This is a genomic window from Novosphingobium sp. B-7, assembly GCF_000410615.1.
In the GTDB taxonomy this organism is placed as follows: Bacteria; Pseudomonadota; Alphaproteobacteria; order Sphingomonadales; family Sphingomonadaceae; genus Novosphingobium; species Novosphingobium capsulatum.
In genome coordinates, this window is sequence record NZ_APCQ01000753.1 from 1 (window position 1) to 17,518 (window position 17,518).

Genomic DNA, 17,518 nt, shown 5'->3' on the forward strand with positions numbered 1-17,518 from the left:
CCCCCGACACGACGGCCGACAGGCTGGCGAGCTTGTCGGCAAAGGCAACGCCGGCGGCGCTCGCCGCGATCATGTCGCCCGTGTCGTGCGCCACTTCCTCGACCATGTCGGCCACGATCAGATCGGCCCGTTCGATAGCTTCGGGATCGAGTTCGCGCTGTTCCGGCAGGGTCGATCCGATCGACACCACGGTCATCCCCGGACGCAGCCAGGCGCCGCGCAAGGTTGGGCTTTCATCGCGCGAACGCGCCGCGCAGATCACCAGGTCGGCCGATTGCACCGCCTCCTGCGCGCTGTGGGCCGCTGTTACGGCAACACCCTTGTCTGCCAGGGCCGCGCAAAAGGCAGCGCGGCTGCTTTCGCGCGGACTGAAAACCTCTACTGCCCCGATCGGGCCGGAGTGCGCCAGGGCTTCAAGATGGGTGCGCGCTTCGAAGCCCGATCCGATCACGGCAACCCGGGGCTGCGGCTTATCGAGTAGCTCGCGCGCGGCTAGCGCCGATGTCGCCGCCGTTCGCAGGCCCGTGATCGAGGCAGCGTCCATCAGCGCCTCAAGCGCCATCGTCGCGCCGTCGAACAGCGGGATCAGGTAAGAGGCACAGGAATTGCGCGGTGAGGCGGCGATCATCTTAGCCCCCAGGTACTTCTGCCCCGGCATCACCCCAGAAAGGGTGCGCAGCCACAGGCCCTGTCCACGGGCCATCGAGCGTGGGGGAAACTGCGCATCGGTCACATCCACGCCATAGGCGTCACGCAGCGCCGCAATGGCCGCAGCCCAGTCAAACGCGGCGCCCACGTCCGCATCGGTCAGGATCAAGGTTTTGAGGCTCACACACGACTCCTGCGAAGATGCACCGGGCTGAATTGCCTTTTTGGGTGCGCTAATTATACTAATGAAACGTGTCAATTTATAAATTGATTCGAAATAGGTCAGCCGAGGTCGTGCGCCGCCGCACACCGTCCCCCTGTGGTAATTTTCGCGAAATCAGCCCGACGCGGTGCGTCCGGCGCTGCTTGCGGCAAGGTGCGCCTTGGCAGGATCGCGCGACGCCATCAGCCGGATGCGTTCCACCAGCCAGTTCAATGCCAGGTCGTTGCCGCTGGCGACATGCCATTGCAGCATCTCGCGGATGGGCGGCATCACGAAGGGCAACTCACGCAGCACGATCGCTTCGCTTCGCGCCATCTGCTCGGCCAGCCGGCGCATCACTGTCGCCACCCGCCTGGTGCCGACCACCAGTTTGGGAAGCACCAGAAACGTCGGCGCAACCACCTCCACCCGGCGCGCCAGCTTCATCCGCGACATGAAGCTGTCCTCGAAAGCCGGCACCCGCATGCGCCCGAAGCGGGCGACGGCGTGGCCCACATCAAAGTAGGACTGGCGCGTGATCTCGCTGTGCATGAAGGGATTTTCGTCCCAGCCGATCATCACGTGATCGTCCTCGAACAACAGGCAACTGGGGTGATCAGGGCTCAGCGCATAGTCGAGCGAGACGAGGAGATCGGCCTGCTGCCGCTCGATCACCTCGTGCGGGGCATCATGCAGGGGGAGAATGTCCACCCGCATGTTGGGTGCCGATGTTTCGAGATCGCACAGCACGTCGGCCAGCAGGACCTGCGTGACATAGTCCGAGCCGACGACCTTGATCTGGCGATCGCAGGTCAGCGGGTTGAATTCAGGAGCGACCGTGATCGTGTTGCGGATCTGCTCAAGCACGGCACGGACCGGCTCGCGCAGTTCCTCCCCACGCACGGTCAGGGTCATCTGGCGGCCACGCACCACCATGAGCTCGTCGCCGAAATAGTCGCGCAGCCGCGCCAGGGAACTGGAGGCGGCAGACTGGGACAGGCACAGGCGCTCTGCCGCCAGCGTCACGCTGCGTTCGGTGAGCAGGGCATCGAGCGCCACGAGCAGGTTAAGATCGAGCCGCTCGAACCGCATAGAACATCTCCCGGTCGTTTTTCATCATTTTGCGCCAAGCCTACTAACGCGTCGCGTGTTGCCGAACTACCTCCCCTGTTCAGATCGGCTCCGCCAGCGCGGCAACAGCGGCCCCGAACACCTGCGTCTGCTCTGCAGACGGGGCGCGGTCGATCTCCATCTGGCCCAGCCGCACGCTGGTTTGCACCACCAGCCGGCTGCGTTCCCAGCGGCGCTCTGCAAAAGCGTGCCACCCGGCCGCAACGCTGTCCGCCGCAAGCATTTCGTGTGCGAGAACCAATCCGTCTTCCACCGCCAGACCGGCGCCCGACGCAAGATGGGGCGTGGTCGCGTGCGCGGCATCGCCGATCAGGCCCACCCGGCCCACGGCCCAGGGGCGCGGCAGCAGCATCGCCTCGAGTGGGCGATAGTTGAACGCGCTGTCGGGCCCCAGATCGTCGCGCACGGTGGCGATCACGCCGCCAAAGCCGGACAGAATCTCGCGCAGCATCGCGATCCCTTCCTCGGCACCCACCCGCGGGTTGCCGGGCATCGGGGTATTGCAGAACAGGTACATCTTGTCGGCCGAGCATGGCGTCACGCCAGCCTTGCGGTCTGGACCGTAATACATGCGGCCACTGTCCAGCCACGCCGGCCGATCGGCCAGCACGCGCCAGCACCCCTGCCCGGTGAATTGCGGGCGCGGTGCATCGGGAAACAGCAGCCCGCGCATGGCAGAAAACGCGCCGTCGGCCCCAACCACCAAGTCATAGCGCCCGGTTGCCCCATCGGTGAACACCACGTCCACGCCACCGGCATCCTGCATGAACGATGCCACCGTCACCCCCAGCCGCACATCAGTGCCCACCGCGCGGGTGCGGCTCGACATGATGTTGTGCAGCACCGGGCGCAAGATGCCACCGGCGGCCGGAAGGTCGGCGGCCAGCGGCGGCATCGCGTGCTCGGCAATCAAATCACCGGCCTGGGTATAGAGCCCGACCTTCTTGGAAAAGGCCGCAGCCGTGCTCACTTCGTCCAGCAGGTCGAGCGCCTTGAACGCGCGCAGCGTAGGCCCGGTGATGGTGATGCCGGCCCCCAGCACCTTCCACTGCGGATCGATATCCACCAGATCGACCACGATGCCGTGCTGGGCAAAGGCAATCGCGGTGGCCATGCCGCCAACGCCGCCACCGACGACAAGGGTTTTCAATTGCTTGGGCATAGTACGTTCCTTGTCGGGAGGCTGCAGTCTATTCAGAAAGTCTTGATGCCCGGCGTTGCCAAGCATGGTTTGGCCATGCGTGGTTTGCCATCCGGGCGCCGGGAAAGGATCGCCCTTCCCCGGCTTTGAGCTTTAGAACTTCACCGATGCGCGCGCGCCATAGGTGGGGGGCGGCGCATAGGACGTGGCGATCACACCGCCGACATTGTTGTTGTATTGCGTCAGGATGCGGACGTTGTTGTCGGTCAGATTGCGGACCCACGCCGTCAGTTGCCAGCGCTGGTCCTGCGGGCCGAACGCGATCGAGGCATCAGCGGTGAAATCGTCGCCGGAGTTGTGCTGGGCGAGATATTCAAAACCGATCACCCGGTTGGAGCGATAGCGGCCATCGAGCGACAGTTGCAGGGTGTAATCACCCAGCGGAATGTCCTGGCGAATGCCGCCGTTCAGCGACCAGCGCGGGGAGTTGAGCCCCGGCTTGCCGCTGCAGTCAATCGTGTAGACCGGCAGGCCACCCTCGGTGCCGGGGGCGTAGGGGCACCCTACCGCCGGCGGCAGCGAGGTGTCGCCACGCGGCACGTTGTAGGTGAACTGGTCCAGTGTGTTGTCGACATATTGAACGTCACCCAAAAGCAGCGTGGTCGGCGTCGCCTTGAACTGGAAATCGATGTCCACGCCCTTGATCGTCGACTTGCCGACGTTGGTGGTGAAATAGGTCGTCAGGCCATCGCTGCCGAAGCCGAAGTGTGAAACCTGCTGGTTGCGGTACTTCCACAGGAACGCCTCGACGTTGATTTGCAGGCGATTGCCCATGAGCCGGTTCTTGATGCCAGCGGTATAGGCATCGATGAATTCCGGCGCATAGGTTTCACGCCCCGTGGCCAGGGCAAAGCCGCCAGAACGATAGCCGGTCTCGTAGCTGAGATAGGCCAGCGATTGCGGCCCGACATCGTATTCTGCGGCCAGGCGATAGGTGAAGCGGTTGTTGTTGAGCGGCTTGTTCACCGCAACCGGGGCATAAGTCAGGATGTTGCCGGCATTGCCGAACGGACGCACATCACCCGGCGCAGTGGGGAAGCCCGCTGGCAATTGCGACGCAGGAATCTGGGCGGCGATATCTGCCAGCGTCAGGCCGGTCGGCACCGATGGGCCGCCAAAGCAGCCATTCCCGGCGGGCGGCGGCGCGTTGGTGCACAGGTCCAGCAGGGTATTGGCCAGGCCATCGATGCGCTTTTCGTCACGAGTATAGCGTCCACCGGCAACCAGGCGGAAATGATCCGTGGCATGGAACACAAGCCGCCCAAACCCGGCATAGGACTTGGTGCCGATGGTGTAGCTCTGGATGGAACTTACCAGATACTGGTTGTAAGTGCTGTTGCCCTGGATGTTTTCGTCATAGAAAAATCCGCCAATCAGCCATTCGACCGGGCCGATCGGCTTGCCCGCAAGCCGCACTTCGGCACTGAACTGATGACTGTTTTCCTTGGTTCGTGCCCCGCGGAAACTGGGCGCCCCGTTGAACAGGTCGTCCAGGGTCGATTTGCGATAGGCCAGCAGTGTTGTCACCTTGCCGATGCTGGTGTCGAGGTTGGCTTCGCCTTCAACGCCCCAGTTGGTATCGTTGATGAACGGCTTGTCGAGCGGTGCAGGAGAGATGAACGCCCCGCCGATCACGGTGTTTGCAAAAAATGCGCTGGCCTTGGGAGACAGCAGGCCCGACCACGCGCCCAGATTTGCAGGAACATACGTGTAATTGGCCGGCGCATTGGCCGACGCCGGTGCACCCGGCGTGAAATTCAGCAGGCCATCATACGTGGCGCCCACGCCCATGCCGCCGTTGTGCGCCCAGTCCGCCGCCAACCGGAGCGACACTGCCGCGCTGGGCTGCGTCAGGATCTGCGCGCGCAGGGCCTGCGACTTGGTATTGCCCGTGCCGTCGGAATAGTAGCCCTTGCTGTCAACGACCTTGCCCGCCAGCCGGACCGCCGTGTTGTCGCCCACCGGCACGTTGATCATGGCATCGCCGTCGATGGCATTGAAGTTGCCATAGCCCAGCGAGGCCGCGCCCATCAGCTTGCCGATCACCGGCTTGGCGGGAAGCACATTGACCGCGCCGCCAGTCGCATTGCGGCCGTACAGCGTGCCTTGCGGGCCCTTGAGCACTTCGATCCGCTCAAGGTCGAAAAATGCGCTGCCGGTCGACGTCGGGCGGCCGATGTAGACACCGTCATAGTTGAAAGCGACAGCCGGATCGCTGTAGGCATTGTTGGTGAAATTGCCGACGCCGCGCACGAAATAGCTGGTGGTCGCGCCACCACCCTGGGCAACGGTCAGCGAAGGCGCCACGGAATTGAGCGTGGCCGCGCTGTTGACGCCCGCCTTCGTCAACGCTTCTGCCGTAACCACGCTGATCGCGATCGCGGCCTTTTGCGCGCTCTCCGCCTTGCGCTGCGCGGTCACGACGATTTCCTCGAGCCCGACAGTGCCAGATTGCTGGCCCGCCTCATCGGCATGCGAGACCTGCGGCATCGCGGCCATGGCCATCATCGCCAGCGCTGAAGCACCCGAACGAATGCCCTGCTTCATGTTTTCCTCCCTCTCCGTGACTGTTTTTGGCTTTTATCGTGCTCGGGCTGCCCCCGATGCGCATGTCATTGTTCCGCCATTTGCAAACGCCTGTCGTTTATGCTGTCGCACGCGGCGCGCCGCGCCCGCTGCGCCAGAGCGGCCCGACCGGCTTCCTGCTCACCCGCGTTTTTCCTGACATTGTGGCGGCAAACCTAGTCAGCATCGCAGGCGGCGAAAAACGAAAGATACGCATAGCGCATTATCGATGCCATCAATGTGTGTATAAACACGAACCAATCTTCGCATTGATGGAATAAATATGGACCTATCGCCGCTAGCGGCTTTACTCCCGAGGCCGGCGTGGCAAGGTCGGGCCCGGCGCCAAGCGGCGAAATACCAGTTCAAGGGAGAGTAGGATGCTCAAGATCGTTGCCGCCGTCCGGCGCAAGCCGGGCATGACGCATGCCGAATACCTCGCCTATATCGAGCAGGTCCACGGCAAGCTGGCAACGGACAACCCCTTGCAACTCCACCGCTATGTCCAGAACCATGCGTTCGACGGGGCCTATGGGTCAGGCGATCGGCCCGATCATGTCGGCGTTTTCCATCGCGACAGCGTAACCGAACTCTACTTCACCAGCCCCCAGGCCATGGCGGAAACCTTTTCGGCCGAATACAACCGAACCGTGATTGCGCCGGACGGTGCGCACTTTGCCGAATTGCCGACCAACCAGGCCTTGCTGACCATCGAAACCGTACTGGTCCCGCCGCCGGCTGACCCGGCCGCGAACATGGTGAAGATCATGATGCTGCTGGCTTGCGCCGAAGGCGTGGTCGCTGCCGAAGCCCAAGCAGGATGGCAGGCCGCGCACGAAGCCGGGCTGGCCGCTGCCCCCGCCTTTGCCACGGCGATCTGTGGGCTGACGCGTTCCGACCCGCAAGACAGCGGGCCAGGCGCGGCGATGGCGGCCCATTTTGGCGGGGGAGATCAGCCACCGCTGGCCCTGCTCGTATCGATCTGGGCGCCGGAAGACGCGCTGGCCAATTTCCGCCGCTACGAACGTAGCGTGCTGGCCAGCGGGCTGTTCCACCGCGATTACAGCTATTTCCTGTTCACCCGCGAGGTGGAAATTCTGGCGCCGCGAACGGATCAATAGGCGCGATCCGATCGGCCACCGGGCAAATCCGGGCGGGGACATGGCGCGCGAATGCGATCGCTGCCCCTCCCTGTTTGCCACGGTTGCGTCCCCTGCCATTCAACGGCTAGACCAGCGGTCCTATGCCGCCCTCCCCCGCACCAGATGCTTTGCCGCGTTCCGAATTGGTCGCCCTTCTGCTGGCCGCGGCGGAAGGCGACGAGCCGAGCTTCTCGGAACTCTATCGCCGCACCAGCGCGAAACTATTCGGCGTGGTCCTGCGTATCTGCCCTGATCGGGGGATCGCGGAGGACGTATTGGTTGATGTCTACCTGACCATCTGGCACCGTGCCGGCGCGTTCGATCCGGGCCGGGCCAGCCCGATCACCTGGATGGCGACGATTGCGCGCAACCGGGCGATCGACGCCGTGCGCCGCCAACCGCGTGTTGCGCCCGTCGCGATCGACATGGTCCCCGAGATGGCCGACTGTGCCACGCTGGCAGAAGCCGCCCTGATCGAAGCGGAAGGCGATGCCCGCCTGCACCTGTGCGTCGAGCGGTTGGGCGAGCCGCAGTCTGGCGCCATCCGCGCGGCCTTTTTCCACGGGCTGACCTATGCGCAACTGGCAACCACCATGGCCGTGCCGCTGGGCACGATGAAAAGCTGGATCCGACGGAGTCTTGCCCGGCTGAAGGAGTGCCTCCATGCCGAGGACTGATCCCGTGCTGTCCGAAGAGGATGTGGTGCTGGCTGGCGAGCTGGCGCTTGGTGTGCTGGAAGGCGATGCCTTGGCCGCCGCCCGGCGCAGGCTTATTGCCGAACCCGCGTTTGCCCGCGAAGTGGAACTGTGGCGCGATCACTTTGCCGCGGTTTCCGTGCGCGGACCTGCTGTGGAGCCTCCAGCCGCCTTGGCCGGCCGCGTGCAGCAGGCCCTTCGCGCGCAGGGCGGCGACACTTTGGCAAGCCTGTCGCAGCGGGCAGTGGCGCGCTGGCGCGCGGCAGCCATCGGGTTTGGCGCGCTGGGCCTTGGCGCGGCGGCTGCGCTGGCCCTGGTATTGCTTCGTCCCGCCACCGTCGACAATGCAACCGGCGATCGGGTCCTGGTGGCTGCGCTCGATGTCCCTGCGGCGCATGCCACGCTGCTGGCGCGGATCAAGCCCGGACGGCTGCATGTCACCGGCGCGCTGCCCATTCCCGACCAGCATGACGCGCAGGCGTGGGTGATCGATGCTTCGGGCACGCCGCGTTCGCTCGGCGTGTTGCAGCGAACGGGCGGCCAGGCACTCGAAACCGTGCCACAACGCGCGCTCGCGCCGGGGCAGACGCTGGCGATCAGCATCGAGCCGATGGGCGGCGCTCCTGGTCCACTGCCGACCGGGCCTGTCGTGGCCACCGGCACGATCGAGACAATCTGAGCGCGTGACAGAGGCGGGAGCGCACCGACAGTTGCGCGCCCGCTAGTCTGACAGGAGCGAAACGGGCGCGATCCGGTTCGCAGCGTTGCTGCGCGCGCCATCAGCGCAAAATCCGCCCTGCCCTAAAAAATTTTTCATCGGGCGTGCATCCAAGCGCCGGGCCCCTTGCGTAGCTGCGGCATCGGCGGGGGCAGGAAGCCATCCACTATCCCTGCGCCCGTCGAAATGAATGCAGCATTCGTCCGCATTGCCTGTGGTTGTGCGGAAACCCAAAAGGAACAAGATCATGAAGCTTTTCAAGATCCTCACCACCCTTATTGCTGCCAGCACGCTGCCCATCGGCGCGACCGCTCTCTATGCCGCAGCCGCGCCGGTCACCGTCGGTGGCGCGCCGATGTATCCCACCAAGAACATCATCCAGAACGCGGTCAATTCCAAGGACCACACCACCCTGGTCGCGGCTGTGAAGGCCGCCGGGTTGGTCGATACGCTGCAAGGGCCTGGGCCGTTCACCGTGTTTGCGCCCACCGATGCGGCCTTTGCCAAGCTGCCGGCCGACACCGTGCCCACGTTGCTCAAGCCGGAAAACAAGAACCAGCTGACCGCGGTGCTGACCTACCATGTCGTGCCCGGCAAGCTCAGCGCGATGGCGCTGCGCCGGAAGGTGATGCAAGGCCACGGCAAGGCGATGCTCAAGACCGTACAGGGCGAGGATCTGACCGTGACCGCCATGGGCCGCAAGCTGATGATCACCGACAGCAAGGGCGGCATGGCCACCGTCACTATTCCCGACGTCAACCAAAGCAATGGCGTGATCCACGTCATTGACGCCGTTCTGTTGCCCTGAGGGTCGCACACCAGGCGGGCATCACGGGGCGGGGGAAACGTGCGCGTTTCCCCCAAACCCGACAGCACACCGGGGGGCACGAACGCGCGCACCCATCGTACCGAACACAAACACACACACGCCGTATCTGATGCAACGCGGGACGGATGATCCTGCATTTTCAGTGGAGTAGAACAACATGAGGTTCAACGATATTCCGCGGGCCGCGATGGCGGCTCTGGCGGGAGCGGCTATCTGCGCGCTCAGCGCCCCCGCGTTTGCCGAGACAGCACCCGGTGATGCCGAGACCGCCGCACCTGCCGATAGCGGTGGCGGCGATACCCAATCGCCCGGCGACGCGTCGCACGAGCTGGTGCCATTTCGCAATGGCGGGCGCCTGCTGCTGACCGGCGGCGTCTCCACGATCGAGGGGGCCGGCGGCGGCGGCCTGGTGCCCTGGGCGCTGATCGGCGGCTATGGCACGCGCGACGAGTTCGGCATCCAGTCCTACGTCACCGGCGTAAAATCCGAGGATTTCGCGCTGGTCGCCTTCGGCGCCTCGGCCAACATCAAGAACCGGTTGGAGATTTCGCTCGGCCGGCAGAATTTTCATTTGCGCGATGTCGGCAAGGCGCTCGGTCTGGGCAACGATTTCATCATCAGCCAGACGATCATCGGCGCCAAGGTCCGCCTGATCGGCGATGCGGTGCTCGATCAGAACACGCTGGTGCCGCAAATCTCGGTGGGGGTGCAGCACAAGATCAATGACGACAAGACCGTGGTGGGCGGCGCGCTTGGCCTGCGCCGATCGAGCACCGATTTCTACATCGCTGCCACCAAGCTGTTCCTGGACAAGAACCTGCTCGTCAACACCACCGTGCGGCTGACCAAGGCCAACCAGTACGGCATTCTCGGCTTCGGCGGGCTTGGCGGCAAGGACCAGGCCTACAAGCCGACCTTCGAAGCCTCGGCGGCTTATCTGCTTACCCGCAAGCTGGCCTTCGGCGCCGAAGTGCGCACCAAATCAAACCGCCTGCAAGGCGCGCTGGGCGGGGATTCCTTCCGCGAGGACGCCGCCTACGACATCTTTGGCGCCTATGCCCTGGGCCGCAACCTGTCGCTGACGGCGGCGTACGTCGATCTTGGCCATATCGCGCTCAAGAACCAGCACGCCGCCTATCTTTCGCTGCAAGTCGGCTTCTGACGCTGCCATTCTTCCGGAGACATTCCCGATGATCACCATGCTTCTCGCCGCTGGCCTGATGGCCGCCCAACCTGCTGCTGCCGAACCGCCCGTAGCTGACCCGGCGGTCAAGCCGCACTATCCGACCCTGCCGGTCATCACCCAGAACGAGCATCTCTATGAAGCGTTTGGCGGAAAGGAAGGCCTGACCGCGCTGATGGATGATGCCATGAACCGTTGGCTGGCCAATCCGCGCACGCGGCCGTTCTTTGCCAACGCCGATCAGGCGCGGATCAAGGATCTGCTGGTCAAGCAGTTCTGCGTGATCATGCACGGACCCTGCACCTACGACGGGCGGACCATGGCCGAGGCCCACCGCGGCATGAATGTTTCCGAAGGCAGCTTCTATGCGCTGGTAGAGGAATTGCAGGTGGCGATGAACAAGCGCCACATTCCCTTCAACGCCCAGAACCGGCTGATCGCGGCGCTCGCCCCGATGCATCGCGACATCATAAACAACACCAAGTGATGCAGATGACCATGCGCAAAGCCATCACGGTTGCGCGCATGGCCATTGTGGCGGCGGCATTCTCCCCTGTGGCCGCCGCCACACCCCAGCTACGGCCCGCGCTATTCACACGGCTAAGCCACGCGGATGCGCGTGCTCATACGCTGCAATATCCGCGATCGCGTCCCGTGGCGCACGCTGGCCATTGCGTTGGTCCAGGACAAAGAGCCTCAACGCGGCGACAGGCCAGAGGGCCCGAAGGCTTCCGGCCCGGCGGGGGGAACGAGACCAGCGGCATCTTCCGGCAAGATGATGCCCGCGGCCACTGCGGCGCGGGTGGCGGCGGCAAAACGGCGGGCATAGCGCGCGTAGGAGCCGTAGAGCTTGCGCATCAGCGCGGGAGAAAAGGCCCGCTTGCTGTCGTAGACCGTGCCGCAGCCAGTCTCAAAGTCGGTCCAGTATTCGAATGCCGGCACGGTGATCCACGGCGGCCGCATGCCGCCCACGATTGCCTGGGTGCGCGGATCACGCCGCACGCCGTTACTGGTGCGTACCACGCGGGGATAGCGCTGCATCGGCGCGCCGGTACGCACCCAGCGGTCCATCGCATCGAGCAGCGCCGAGAACGGCAACTCGGCCGGCTCGTCATAGATCGCCTGGCAGCGTGGGTCGTTGCCATGGCCGCGCTGGTTGGGCAGCGGCTCCACCTCGCCAGTGCCGAGATCGGCGGCACGCAGGTGCGGCGTCCCCATCACCTCGACATAGCGCAACATCGGCCGGTCGCTGTCCGGCGGCAGTGCAATGTGCTCGATCGCATCGTGTACGGTCTCGGACTGGCTGTAGACAGTCACGAAAGGAACGTCGTCGGGTAATCCGCGCGGGATGCGGCGCGGCGCACCGGCCACTTCGCCATAGGAGAATCGCCCGGTCATGTAGGCATCGATCAGCGGCCCGCCGTCGGGTCGGCGCCACTGCTGGTGGCGCCCCTGGTCGAGATAGTCGAACCAGACCTGCGCCTGCACCGCCCAACTGTCGACGTAGACACGGCGGACCGCCAATCCCGCCATAGGCCCGGCAGCAGACGGCGTGCGTAGCAGCAGGGCCAGTTCGGCACCGATACCCTGCGCCTGGGGCAGGAACGGATCGGGCGCACCACCACGCAGAAACCGCTGCGGATCATAATAGCTGCCGAGCGGCGCATAGCGTGCATAGTCGAAGCGCCGCATGAACTCGAGGTTCACGATGCCACCGTACTGCGCCTGATCGGAATTGCCCACCTCGCCCGGCACCGGCGGGAACTTGGGATCGGCAGGCGGGGCATTGATGTCGAGGGTGTAGGCGACGAAGGCATAGCCGCGCCGCATGAGATAGGCGCGGGTCAGTATCCATCCGGCTGCACGCGCGCCGAACCAGCTGAACGGCTCGATCACCACCGTGCCGTTGAAGCGCGCAGGGTCAGCCGGGCGGCGCACCAGGATGCGCGTAATATAGGGCGCCGCCGCCACGCGCACGTGGCCATCGGCGTCGATCGCCGGGGCCTTGCCTACGAGGTAGTATTCCGCCTCTTCATACCCTGCTGCAGCAAGATCGGCATGCTCGGGGCCAGGCCGCCGCGCCGAGGACAGTGGCAGGGCGCCGCTGTCGGGCACCGGGATGGCCTCGGGCAGGGTAATCGCCGCCGCCTCTGGCGCAGTGGCCGATGCGGGGGTGGGCAGCGGCGCAACGGCGGGGGCGGGCCTTGCCGTGGGAGCAAGGGCCGCAAACGCGCCGCATGCCAGGCTACACATCAGGCCAAGTGCCAGCATAGCTCCGCGCATGTCGCCGCTGCGCCGCCTCATTTGCCGAACGGCACCCGCAGCGTGGCGCCATAAGTCACCGGCGGGCCATAGATCGATGTCACGCCCAAAATGCCAAGGTTGAGCGCATAGGCACGATAGGCCTTGTTGAACACGTTGCGCCCCCAGGCAGTCAGTGAGATGCCGGTGCTCGTGTCGCGCCAGGTCAGCGACGCATTGGTGATATTGTACGAAGGCTGCAAAGAGCCAAGGCCGTTGGTCACCTCGAGGAACTGCTTGTCGTACCACACCCCGTCGATCTGCACGGCGAGGTTGCCGCTGCCGATGTCGTGGTTGTAGCGCAGCAGGTAATTGAAGCTGAAGCGCGGCGCATTGGGCAGCTTGGCATTCTTGATATCGGCCTGCGGGAAATCGCAGCGGAACACATTGCCCAGGTTCTTGCAATACTGCGAATCCGGCGCACCGGGGAACAGCACCGGGCCAAACTGGGTACCGGTACCGGGAATGCTGTCGACCGACGAGGTTTCCCACGTAGCGCCGAACACGCCATCGACATGGCGCGAGGGTGACCAGAACGACTCCAGTTCGGCCCCGGTCGCATGGGCATTGCTGTTGTAAACATGGGGCACGCCGCCAGCCAGCGAGAAGGCCTGATAGTCTTCGTAGAAGTAGTGGTAGACCGTGCCGTTGACGCGCAGCGTGCGGCCGAGCAGGCTGGTCTTGAAGCCGGCTTCGAGGCTGTTGAGCGTCTCGGGACGATGCTGGAAATCTTGCGGGGTGATCGTCGAGGACAGCGACCAGTTGCCACCCTTGATGCCGCGATTCCACGACGCGAACAACAGCGTGTCGGGCGTGGCCTGGTAATTGAGCGAGACGCGGGCAGCCCAGTCACCATAGTTGATGCGGTTGACGCCCGGCACCACGGCCGCCAGGTCACGATCGGTGAACAACACGCGCGGGTCGGGCTGCGAGGCGTATGTCGGGTCGATCAGAACCGCGGTATAGTCGATCGCCTTGTGGTCCTTGGAATAGCGCCCGCCGATCGTGACCGAAAACTTGTCGGTCAGTTGCAGGTCACCCTGCGCGAACAGCGACCAGTTCTTGGAGCGCAGCACATAGAACTGGTCGACCGTCGGGAACGAAAAGCCGCCGTTGGCTTGCTCGGCCAGTGAAATCATCGGCACCCCTGTAACGCCGTGGACGCCGTCGTATTTCATGTCGAGGTAATAACCGCCCGCCTGCCACTTGAGCAGCCCGGTATGGCCTGAGAAGCGCAATTCCTGCGAGAACTGGTGGAAGCGCACGCGCGTATCGACGTTGACGACATCGAGCGGCGTGGCATCGCCGTCTTCGGCATAGACCTTGTTCATCGTCAGGTAGTTGGTGATCGCGGTGAGACTGACGCCGCCCAGGTCCCAGTCGAGCTGGCCCTGGTAGCTGTTGGTTACACGGTTGAGATCGCCCTTGCGGTTGCCGAAGTGTTCCCACGGCGAGGCCGGGGCCGAGGTGACGCCGTTGATGACCCCATTGCGGCTGTCGCTAAGGCCAGCGGCGTTGGTATCGCAATAGCCGTTGGCAAGATAGACGCAGTTTTCGAAGACATAACCGCCCGTGGCGACATGATTGTCTTCGGAATGTTTGTACCACAGGCTGAGCGTGGCCTTGGGGGCAAGATCGACCTGCAGGTTGAGGCGTGCGGCCCAGCCGTTCTTGCCGCCGAGGTCCTGCCCGCTGCCCGGCAACACGCCGAGACCCAACGCGGTAGCATCCGTGCTGCGCGACTTGATGTAGCCATCGGCCTTTTCGACCCGACCCGCCGCGCGGAAACGTACGCCCGGCACGATCTGCGCCCCGATGGCGCCTTCGAGCGAGCGATCGTTGAACTTGCCATATTCGCCCTGGACGTAGCCGTTGAGCGCGTCCTGGCTGGCATCCTCGCTGAGGTAATGGATCAGTCCGCCGGTGGCGTTGCGCCCGAACAGCGTCCCCTGGGGGCCGCGCAGCACTTCGACGCGTTTGATGTCGAACAGTTGCCCTGCCACGGCGTTCATCGAGGCGATGTAGGCGTTGTCCTGGTAGACCGCGACCGGAGCCTCGAGGTTGTCGGTGAAATTATTCTGCGAGATGCCGCGCAGACTGAAGATCGTCAGGTTGGGCGACCAGGCGTTGACACGCAGCGCGGGGATCTGCTGGGTGATCTGGGTGGTGTCGGTGATACCCAGGCGCTTGACCTGTTCGCCGGAAAACGCGCTGACCGAGATCGCCACCTTCTGCACACTTTCGCTGCGCTTGTTGGCGGTCACGAGAATTTCAGAAGCAAGCCCCCCGGCGTTGGCTTGCGCTGCCGGCGCAGCGGCGGACACTGCGGCTGGATCGGCGGCCTGCTGGCCAATGGCCAGTGCAGGTGCGGCGGCCATCGTCGACGCAAGAAGATAGGCCACGCGACGCGCGGCATGGTCACGGCGGATCATGGTACTGCTACTCCCCATAGCGATCCACGCCTCCTTTTAGAGTGCGCGCGCAAATGTTGTTCCTGCTGCGACTTTGTGTCTCACGGTTTACAGTATATGGCAATAGCCTATTATTGTTGCGTTCACGGAACAGTCGAGAATGCCCCCTCCACGCATGGGAATCCCCGCAGCGTCGGGAATTTAGCCCCTGCTATGGCCCTGACCGAACGGGAAGGTTGACCTTCATCGCAGATATGCGACATTGTTGCGCAATCGAGAAAATAACCTCGAATCGACAATTATTGTAACTCATAAGTCGAATCAGGCCGGTTCTGGCCCACGACAGCCCCAATGGAGAGAGCGGTCATGAGCGTTACAGTTGCCCCCCATATGGATGCCGCCCGCGAAGCGCATGACCTTGCCGCCATGCTGGTCCAGCGCGCACGCGACATGGTGCCGGTGTTGCGCGAGCGCGAGGTGGAGGCGATTGCGGCCCGCCAAGTTTCGGCCGAAACGATCCGCGATTTCAAGGATGCCGGGTTCTTCAAGGTGCTGCAACCGCGCAAGTACGGCGGCTTCGAACTCTCGCCAGCAGTCTATTGCACGATTGCCAAGACGCTGGCCGAAGGCTGCATGGGCAGTGCGTGGGTCTATGGCGTGGTGGCCGTGCACAACTGGCAGATGGCGCTGTTCGATCCGCAGGCAGCAGAAGACGTCTGGGGCAAGGATCCCTCGGTGCTGATCAGCTCATCCTATATGCCAACCGGCAAGGCCGTGCCGGTGGAAGGCGGCTACCGCTTCAGCGGGCGCTGGCAGTTCTCCAGCGGATCGCAACACTGCGATTGGGTGATCCTGGGCGCCAACATGGTCGCCCCCGACGGAGACGGCACGCCCGAGCCCTACAACTTTCTGGTGCCGCGCACCGATTATCAGATCGTCGATACCTGGCACACGATGGGCCTGTGCCCCACAGGCAGCAACGACATCGTGATCGAAGATGCATTCGTGCCCGCGCACCGCGTGATCCGTGAGCGAGACATGTTTGCGATGAACTGCCCAGGCCATGCCGCCAACCCCGGCCCGCTCTATCGCATTCCCTTCGCGCAGGTGTTCAACCGCACCGTCTCGACCACGTCGATCGGTTCGCTGCGCCGCGCGCTCGAAATCTTCGTGCGGGCCACGCGCGAGAAGCGCGCCACCTATTCGGGTGCGCGCCTGGCGGCCGATACCACCATCCAGCAAGCCGTGGCCGAGGTGAAGTTGATCCTCAACGACCTGGAACTGCGCCTCGCCAGCGACCTGGCCGAGCTTGACGCGCGATCGCTCAGCGGCGACTGGCCGATCGAACGCCGTGCCGAACTGGGCCACCACACCACCGCCATGGTCAGCCGCTGCGTTACCGCGATCGACCAGCTCATGCTGTTTTCGGGCGGCAAGGCCATCTACGCTGGCAATCAGGTACAGCGCGCGTTCCTCGACATCCATTGCGCGCGCGCACATGTTGCCAACAATCCGTATCCCTATGCCCGCAACGTTGGCGCGATGGCCTTCGGTTACGACAACGATTGCATGGACCTGTAACCAGGTGGCCCGCGCAGCGGGGCGCCGCGCGCCATTTGCGCGGTGATCGCGCCTGATAGTCGCGGCCGACAGCGCCCTGCCCCCGTTGCTGTGACCGTAACCCAACCGTTTCACGCGCGGCCGTGCTGCACTCCTGCCCTATCGCGGTGACAGGCAATACGCTGCAGGAAGGAATTGAAAGTGATGGACGGGGTGAAACGGGCCGGACGGTTGGGCCAGGGAATGCTGTCAGTGGCAGCGCTGGCGCTGCTCGCCTGTGCCTGCAGCGGGCAGCGGGAAGACCAAGCTGCAAGCCAGACTGCGAACGGGACGGCAAAGGGCGCGGCGACATCGGGTACGGCCGCGATCCAGCCGGTGGTTTCGATCAAGGAACTGATGGATTCCACCGTCGATCCCGCTGCTGACGGGGTGTGGGACGCGGTAGGCACGATCACCACGGCCAGCGGCGTCGATCACCACCAGCCGCGCAGCGATGAGGAATGGCAGGCGGTGCGCCGCCACGCAGTGACTCTTGCAGAGGCAATGAACCTGGTCATGCTCGATGGGCGCCATGCCGCACCCACCGGCACCCGCCCCGGACTGGGCGAGCAGGCCCCGGCACAAATCGAGGCGGCAATTCGCGCCAACCCGGCGCAGTTCGACCAGTTCGCGACGGCCACGCGCGACGTTGCGATCGACATGGTCCGGGCGATCGACCGGCACGACGTCGATGCCGTGATGAAGCTGGGCGGCACGCTCGATGATCGCTGCGAGTCCTGCCACGTGACCTATTGGTATCCGAACTCACCGCGCCCCAAGACCTGAGGTTGCGAAGCGCTCTTGGCCACGCGGCCGCAGGGAGCCGCGCGGTCCGATGGGAAGAATCTGAAGAGAGGCGACGCGCACGAAACTTGTAAGCGCCGACGGAATGC

Annotated in this window: 15 protein-coding genes; 9 read left to right on the forward strand and 6 right to left on the reverse strand. The window is 64.3% G+C overall.

The features are described from left to right. From H926_RS0108230 to H926_RS0108245, 4 genes are all read right to left on the reverse strand, one after another. Nucleotides 1-832: ornithine cyclodeaminase family protein (locus H926_RS0108230; RefSeq protein ID WP_022675870.1), on the reverse strand; the 832-nt coding region annotated here is incomplete at its 3' end. Between the two features lie 153 nt (nt 833-985). After that, nucleotides 986-1,942 carry a LysR family transcriptional regulator gene (locus H926_RS26340; protein ID WP_022675871.1) on the reverse strand — a complete coding sequence of 319 codons (957 nt, stop codon included), beginning with the start codon at nt 1,940-1,942 and terminating at the stop codon, nt 986-988. Nucleotides 1,943-2,021: 79 nt separating this feature from the next. After that, entirely contained in the window at nt 2,022-3,143 is a 1,122-nt protein-coding gene (locus H926_RS0108240) for an FAD-dependent monooxygenase (protein ID WP_022675872.1), read from the reverse strand. Nucleotides 3,144-3,275: 132 nt separating this feature from the next. Beyond that, complete coding sequence (locus tag H926_RS0108245) at nt 3,276-5,729, reverse strand: TonB-dependent receptor (protein ID WP_022675873.1); 2,454 nt, start codon at nt 5,727-5,729, stop codon at nt 3,276-3,278. A 38-nt stretch (nt 5,730-5,767) separates the two neighbouring features. Between H926_RS0108245 and H926_RS32345 the strand changes: the two genes are divergently transcribed. The 7 genes from H926_RS32345 to H926_RS0108275 all read left to right on the forward strand — a co-directional run bounded on the left by H926_RS32345 (nt 5,768) and on the right by H926_RS0108275 (nt 10,801). Then, entirely contained in the window at nt 5,768-6,028 is a 261-nt protein-coding gene (locus H926_RS32345) for a hypothetical protein (protein WP_148291678.1), read from the forward strand. Nucleotides 6,029-6,127: 99 nt separating this feature from the next. Next, nucleotides 6,128-6,868, forward strand: a complete 741-nt coding sequence (locus tag H926_RS0108250; RefSeq protein WP_022675874.1) for an EthD domain-containing protein — start codon at nt 6,128-6,130, stop codon at nt 6,866-6,868. Nucleotides 6,869-7,032: 164 nt separating this feature from the next. Then, the gene (locus H926_RS0108255; RefSeq protein WP_022675875.1) at nt 7,033-7,566 is read left to right on the forward strand and encodes a sigma-70 family RNA polymerase sigma factor; all 534 of its coding nucleotides are present in this window, start codon (nt 7,033-7,035) and stop codon (nt 7,564-7,566) included. Further along, nucleotides 7,553-8,263 carry an anti-sigma factor domain-containing protein gene (locus H926_RS0108260; protein WP_043608608.1) on the forward strand — a complete coding sequence of 237 codons (711 nt, stop codon included), beginning with the start codon at nt 7,553-7,555 and terminating at the stop codon, nt 8,261-8,263. The genes H926_RS0108255 and H926_RS0108260 overlap by 14 nt, the downstream gene beginning before the upstream one ends. A 286-nt stretch (nt 8,264-8,549) precedes the next feature. Continuing rightward, entirely contained in the window at nt 8,550-9,110 is a 561-nt protein-coding gene (locus H926_RS0108265; RefSeq protein WP_022675877.1) for a fasciclin domain-containing protein, read from the forward strand. A 178-nt stretch (nt 9,111-9,288) separates the two neighbouring features. Beyond that, nucleotides 9,289-10,293 carry a DUF3034 family protein gene (locus H926_RS0108270; protein ID WP_022675878.1) on the forward strand — a complete coding sequence of 335 codons (1,005 nt, stop codon included), beginning with the start codon at nt 9,289-9,291 and terminating at the stop codon, nt 10,291-10,293. A 28-nt stretch (nt 10,294-10,321) separates the two neighbouring features. Continuing rightward, nucleotides 10,322-10,801, forward strand: a complete 480-nt coding sequence (locus H926_RS0108275; RefSeq protein ID WP_043608611.1) for a group 1 truncated hemoglobin — start codon at nt 10,322-10,324, stop codon at nt 10,799-10,801. Nucleotides 10,802-11,010: 209 nt separating this feature from the next. Here the strand turns inward: H926_RS0108275 and H926_RS26345 are convergent, their stop codons facing one another. Beyond that, entirely contained in the window at nt 11,011-12,567 is a 1,557-nt protein-coding gene (locus tag H926_RS26345) for an alpha/beta hydrolase domain-containing protein (protein ID WP_237740995.1), read from the reverse strand. A 47-nt stretch (nt 12,568-12,614) separates the two neighbouring features. Then, entirely contained in the window at nt 12,615-15,065 is a 2,451-nt protein-coding gene (locus H926_RS26350) for a TonB-dependent receptor (RefSeq protein WP_237740996.1), read from the reverse strand. Between the two features lie 327 nt (nt 15,066-15,392). Between H926_RS26350 and H926_RS0108290 the strand changes: the two genes are divergently transcribed. Both H926_RS0108290 and H926_RS26355 read left to right on the forward strand, forming a co-directional pair. Beyond that, a complete protein-coding gene (locus H926_RS0108290) occupies nt 15,393-16,607 on the forward strand; it encodes an acyl-CoA dehydrogenase family protein (RefSeq protein ID WP_231627475.1) in 1,215 nt (404 codons plus the stop codon). Nucleotides 16,608-16,790: 183 nt separating this feature from the next. Beyond that, nucleotides 16,791-17,411 (forward strand): cytochrome c, encoded by a 621-nt coding sequence (locus H926_RS26355; RefSeq protein ID WP_082209073.1) that lies wholly within the window; start codon nt 16,791-16,793, stop codon nt 17,409-17,411. The last annotated feature ends 107 nt before the right edge of the window (nt 17,412-17,518 follow it).

Coding starts and splice junctions, on each gene's coding strand:
- H926_RS0108240 (WP_022675872.1), bottom strand. CDS start 3,143: ATGCCCAAGCAATTGAAAACCCTTGTCGTCGGTGGCGGCGTTGGCGGC.
- H926_RS0108290 (WP_231627475.1), top strand. CDS start 15,393: ATGAGCGTTACAGTTGCCCCCCATATGGATGCCGCCCGCGAAGCGCAT.
- H926_RS0108250 (WP_022675874.1), top strand. CDS start 6,128: ATGCTCAAGATCGTTGCCGCCGTCCGGCGCAAGCCGGGCATGACGCAT.
- H926_RS26340 (WP_022675871.1), bottom strand. CDS start 1,942: ATGCGGTTCGAGCGGCTCGATCTTAACCTGCTCGTGGCGCTCGATGCC.
- H926_RS26350 (WP_237740996.1), bottom strand. CDS start 15,065: ATGGGGAGTAGCAGTACCATGATCCGCCGTGACCATGCCGCGCGTCGC.
- H926_RS0108275 (WP_043608611.1), top strand. CDS start 10,322: ATGATCACCATGCTTCTCGCCGCTGGCCTGATGGCCGCCCAACCTGCT.
- H926_RS0108245 (WP_022675873.1), bottom strand. CDS start 5,729: ATGAAGCAGGGCATTCGTTCGGGTGCTTCAGCGCTGGCGATGATGGCC.
- H926_RS26345 (WP_237740995.1), bottom strand. CDS start 12,567: ATGTGTAGCCTGGCATGCGGCGCGTTTGCGGCCCTTGCTCCCACGGCA.
- H926_RS0108260 (WP_043608608.1), top strand. CDS start 7,553: ATGCCGAGGACTGATCCCGTGCTGTCCGAAGAGGATGTGGTGCTGGCT.
- H926_RS26355 (WP_082209073.1), top strand. CDS start 16,791: ATGGACGGGGTGAAACGGGCCGGACGGTTGGGCCAGGGAATGCTGTCA.
- H926_RS0108265 (WP_022675877.1), top strand. CDS start 8,550: ATGAAGCTTTTCAAGATCCTCACCACCCTTATTGCTGCCAGCACGCTG.
- H926_RS0108270 (WP_022675878.1), top strand. CDS start 9,289: ATGAGGTTCAACGATATTCCGCGGGCCGCGATGGCGGCTCTGGCGGGA.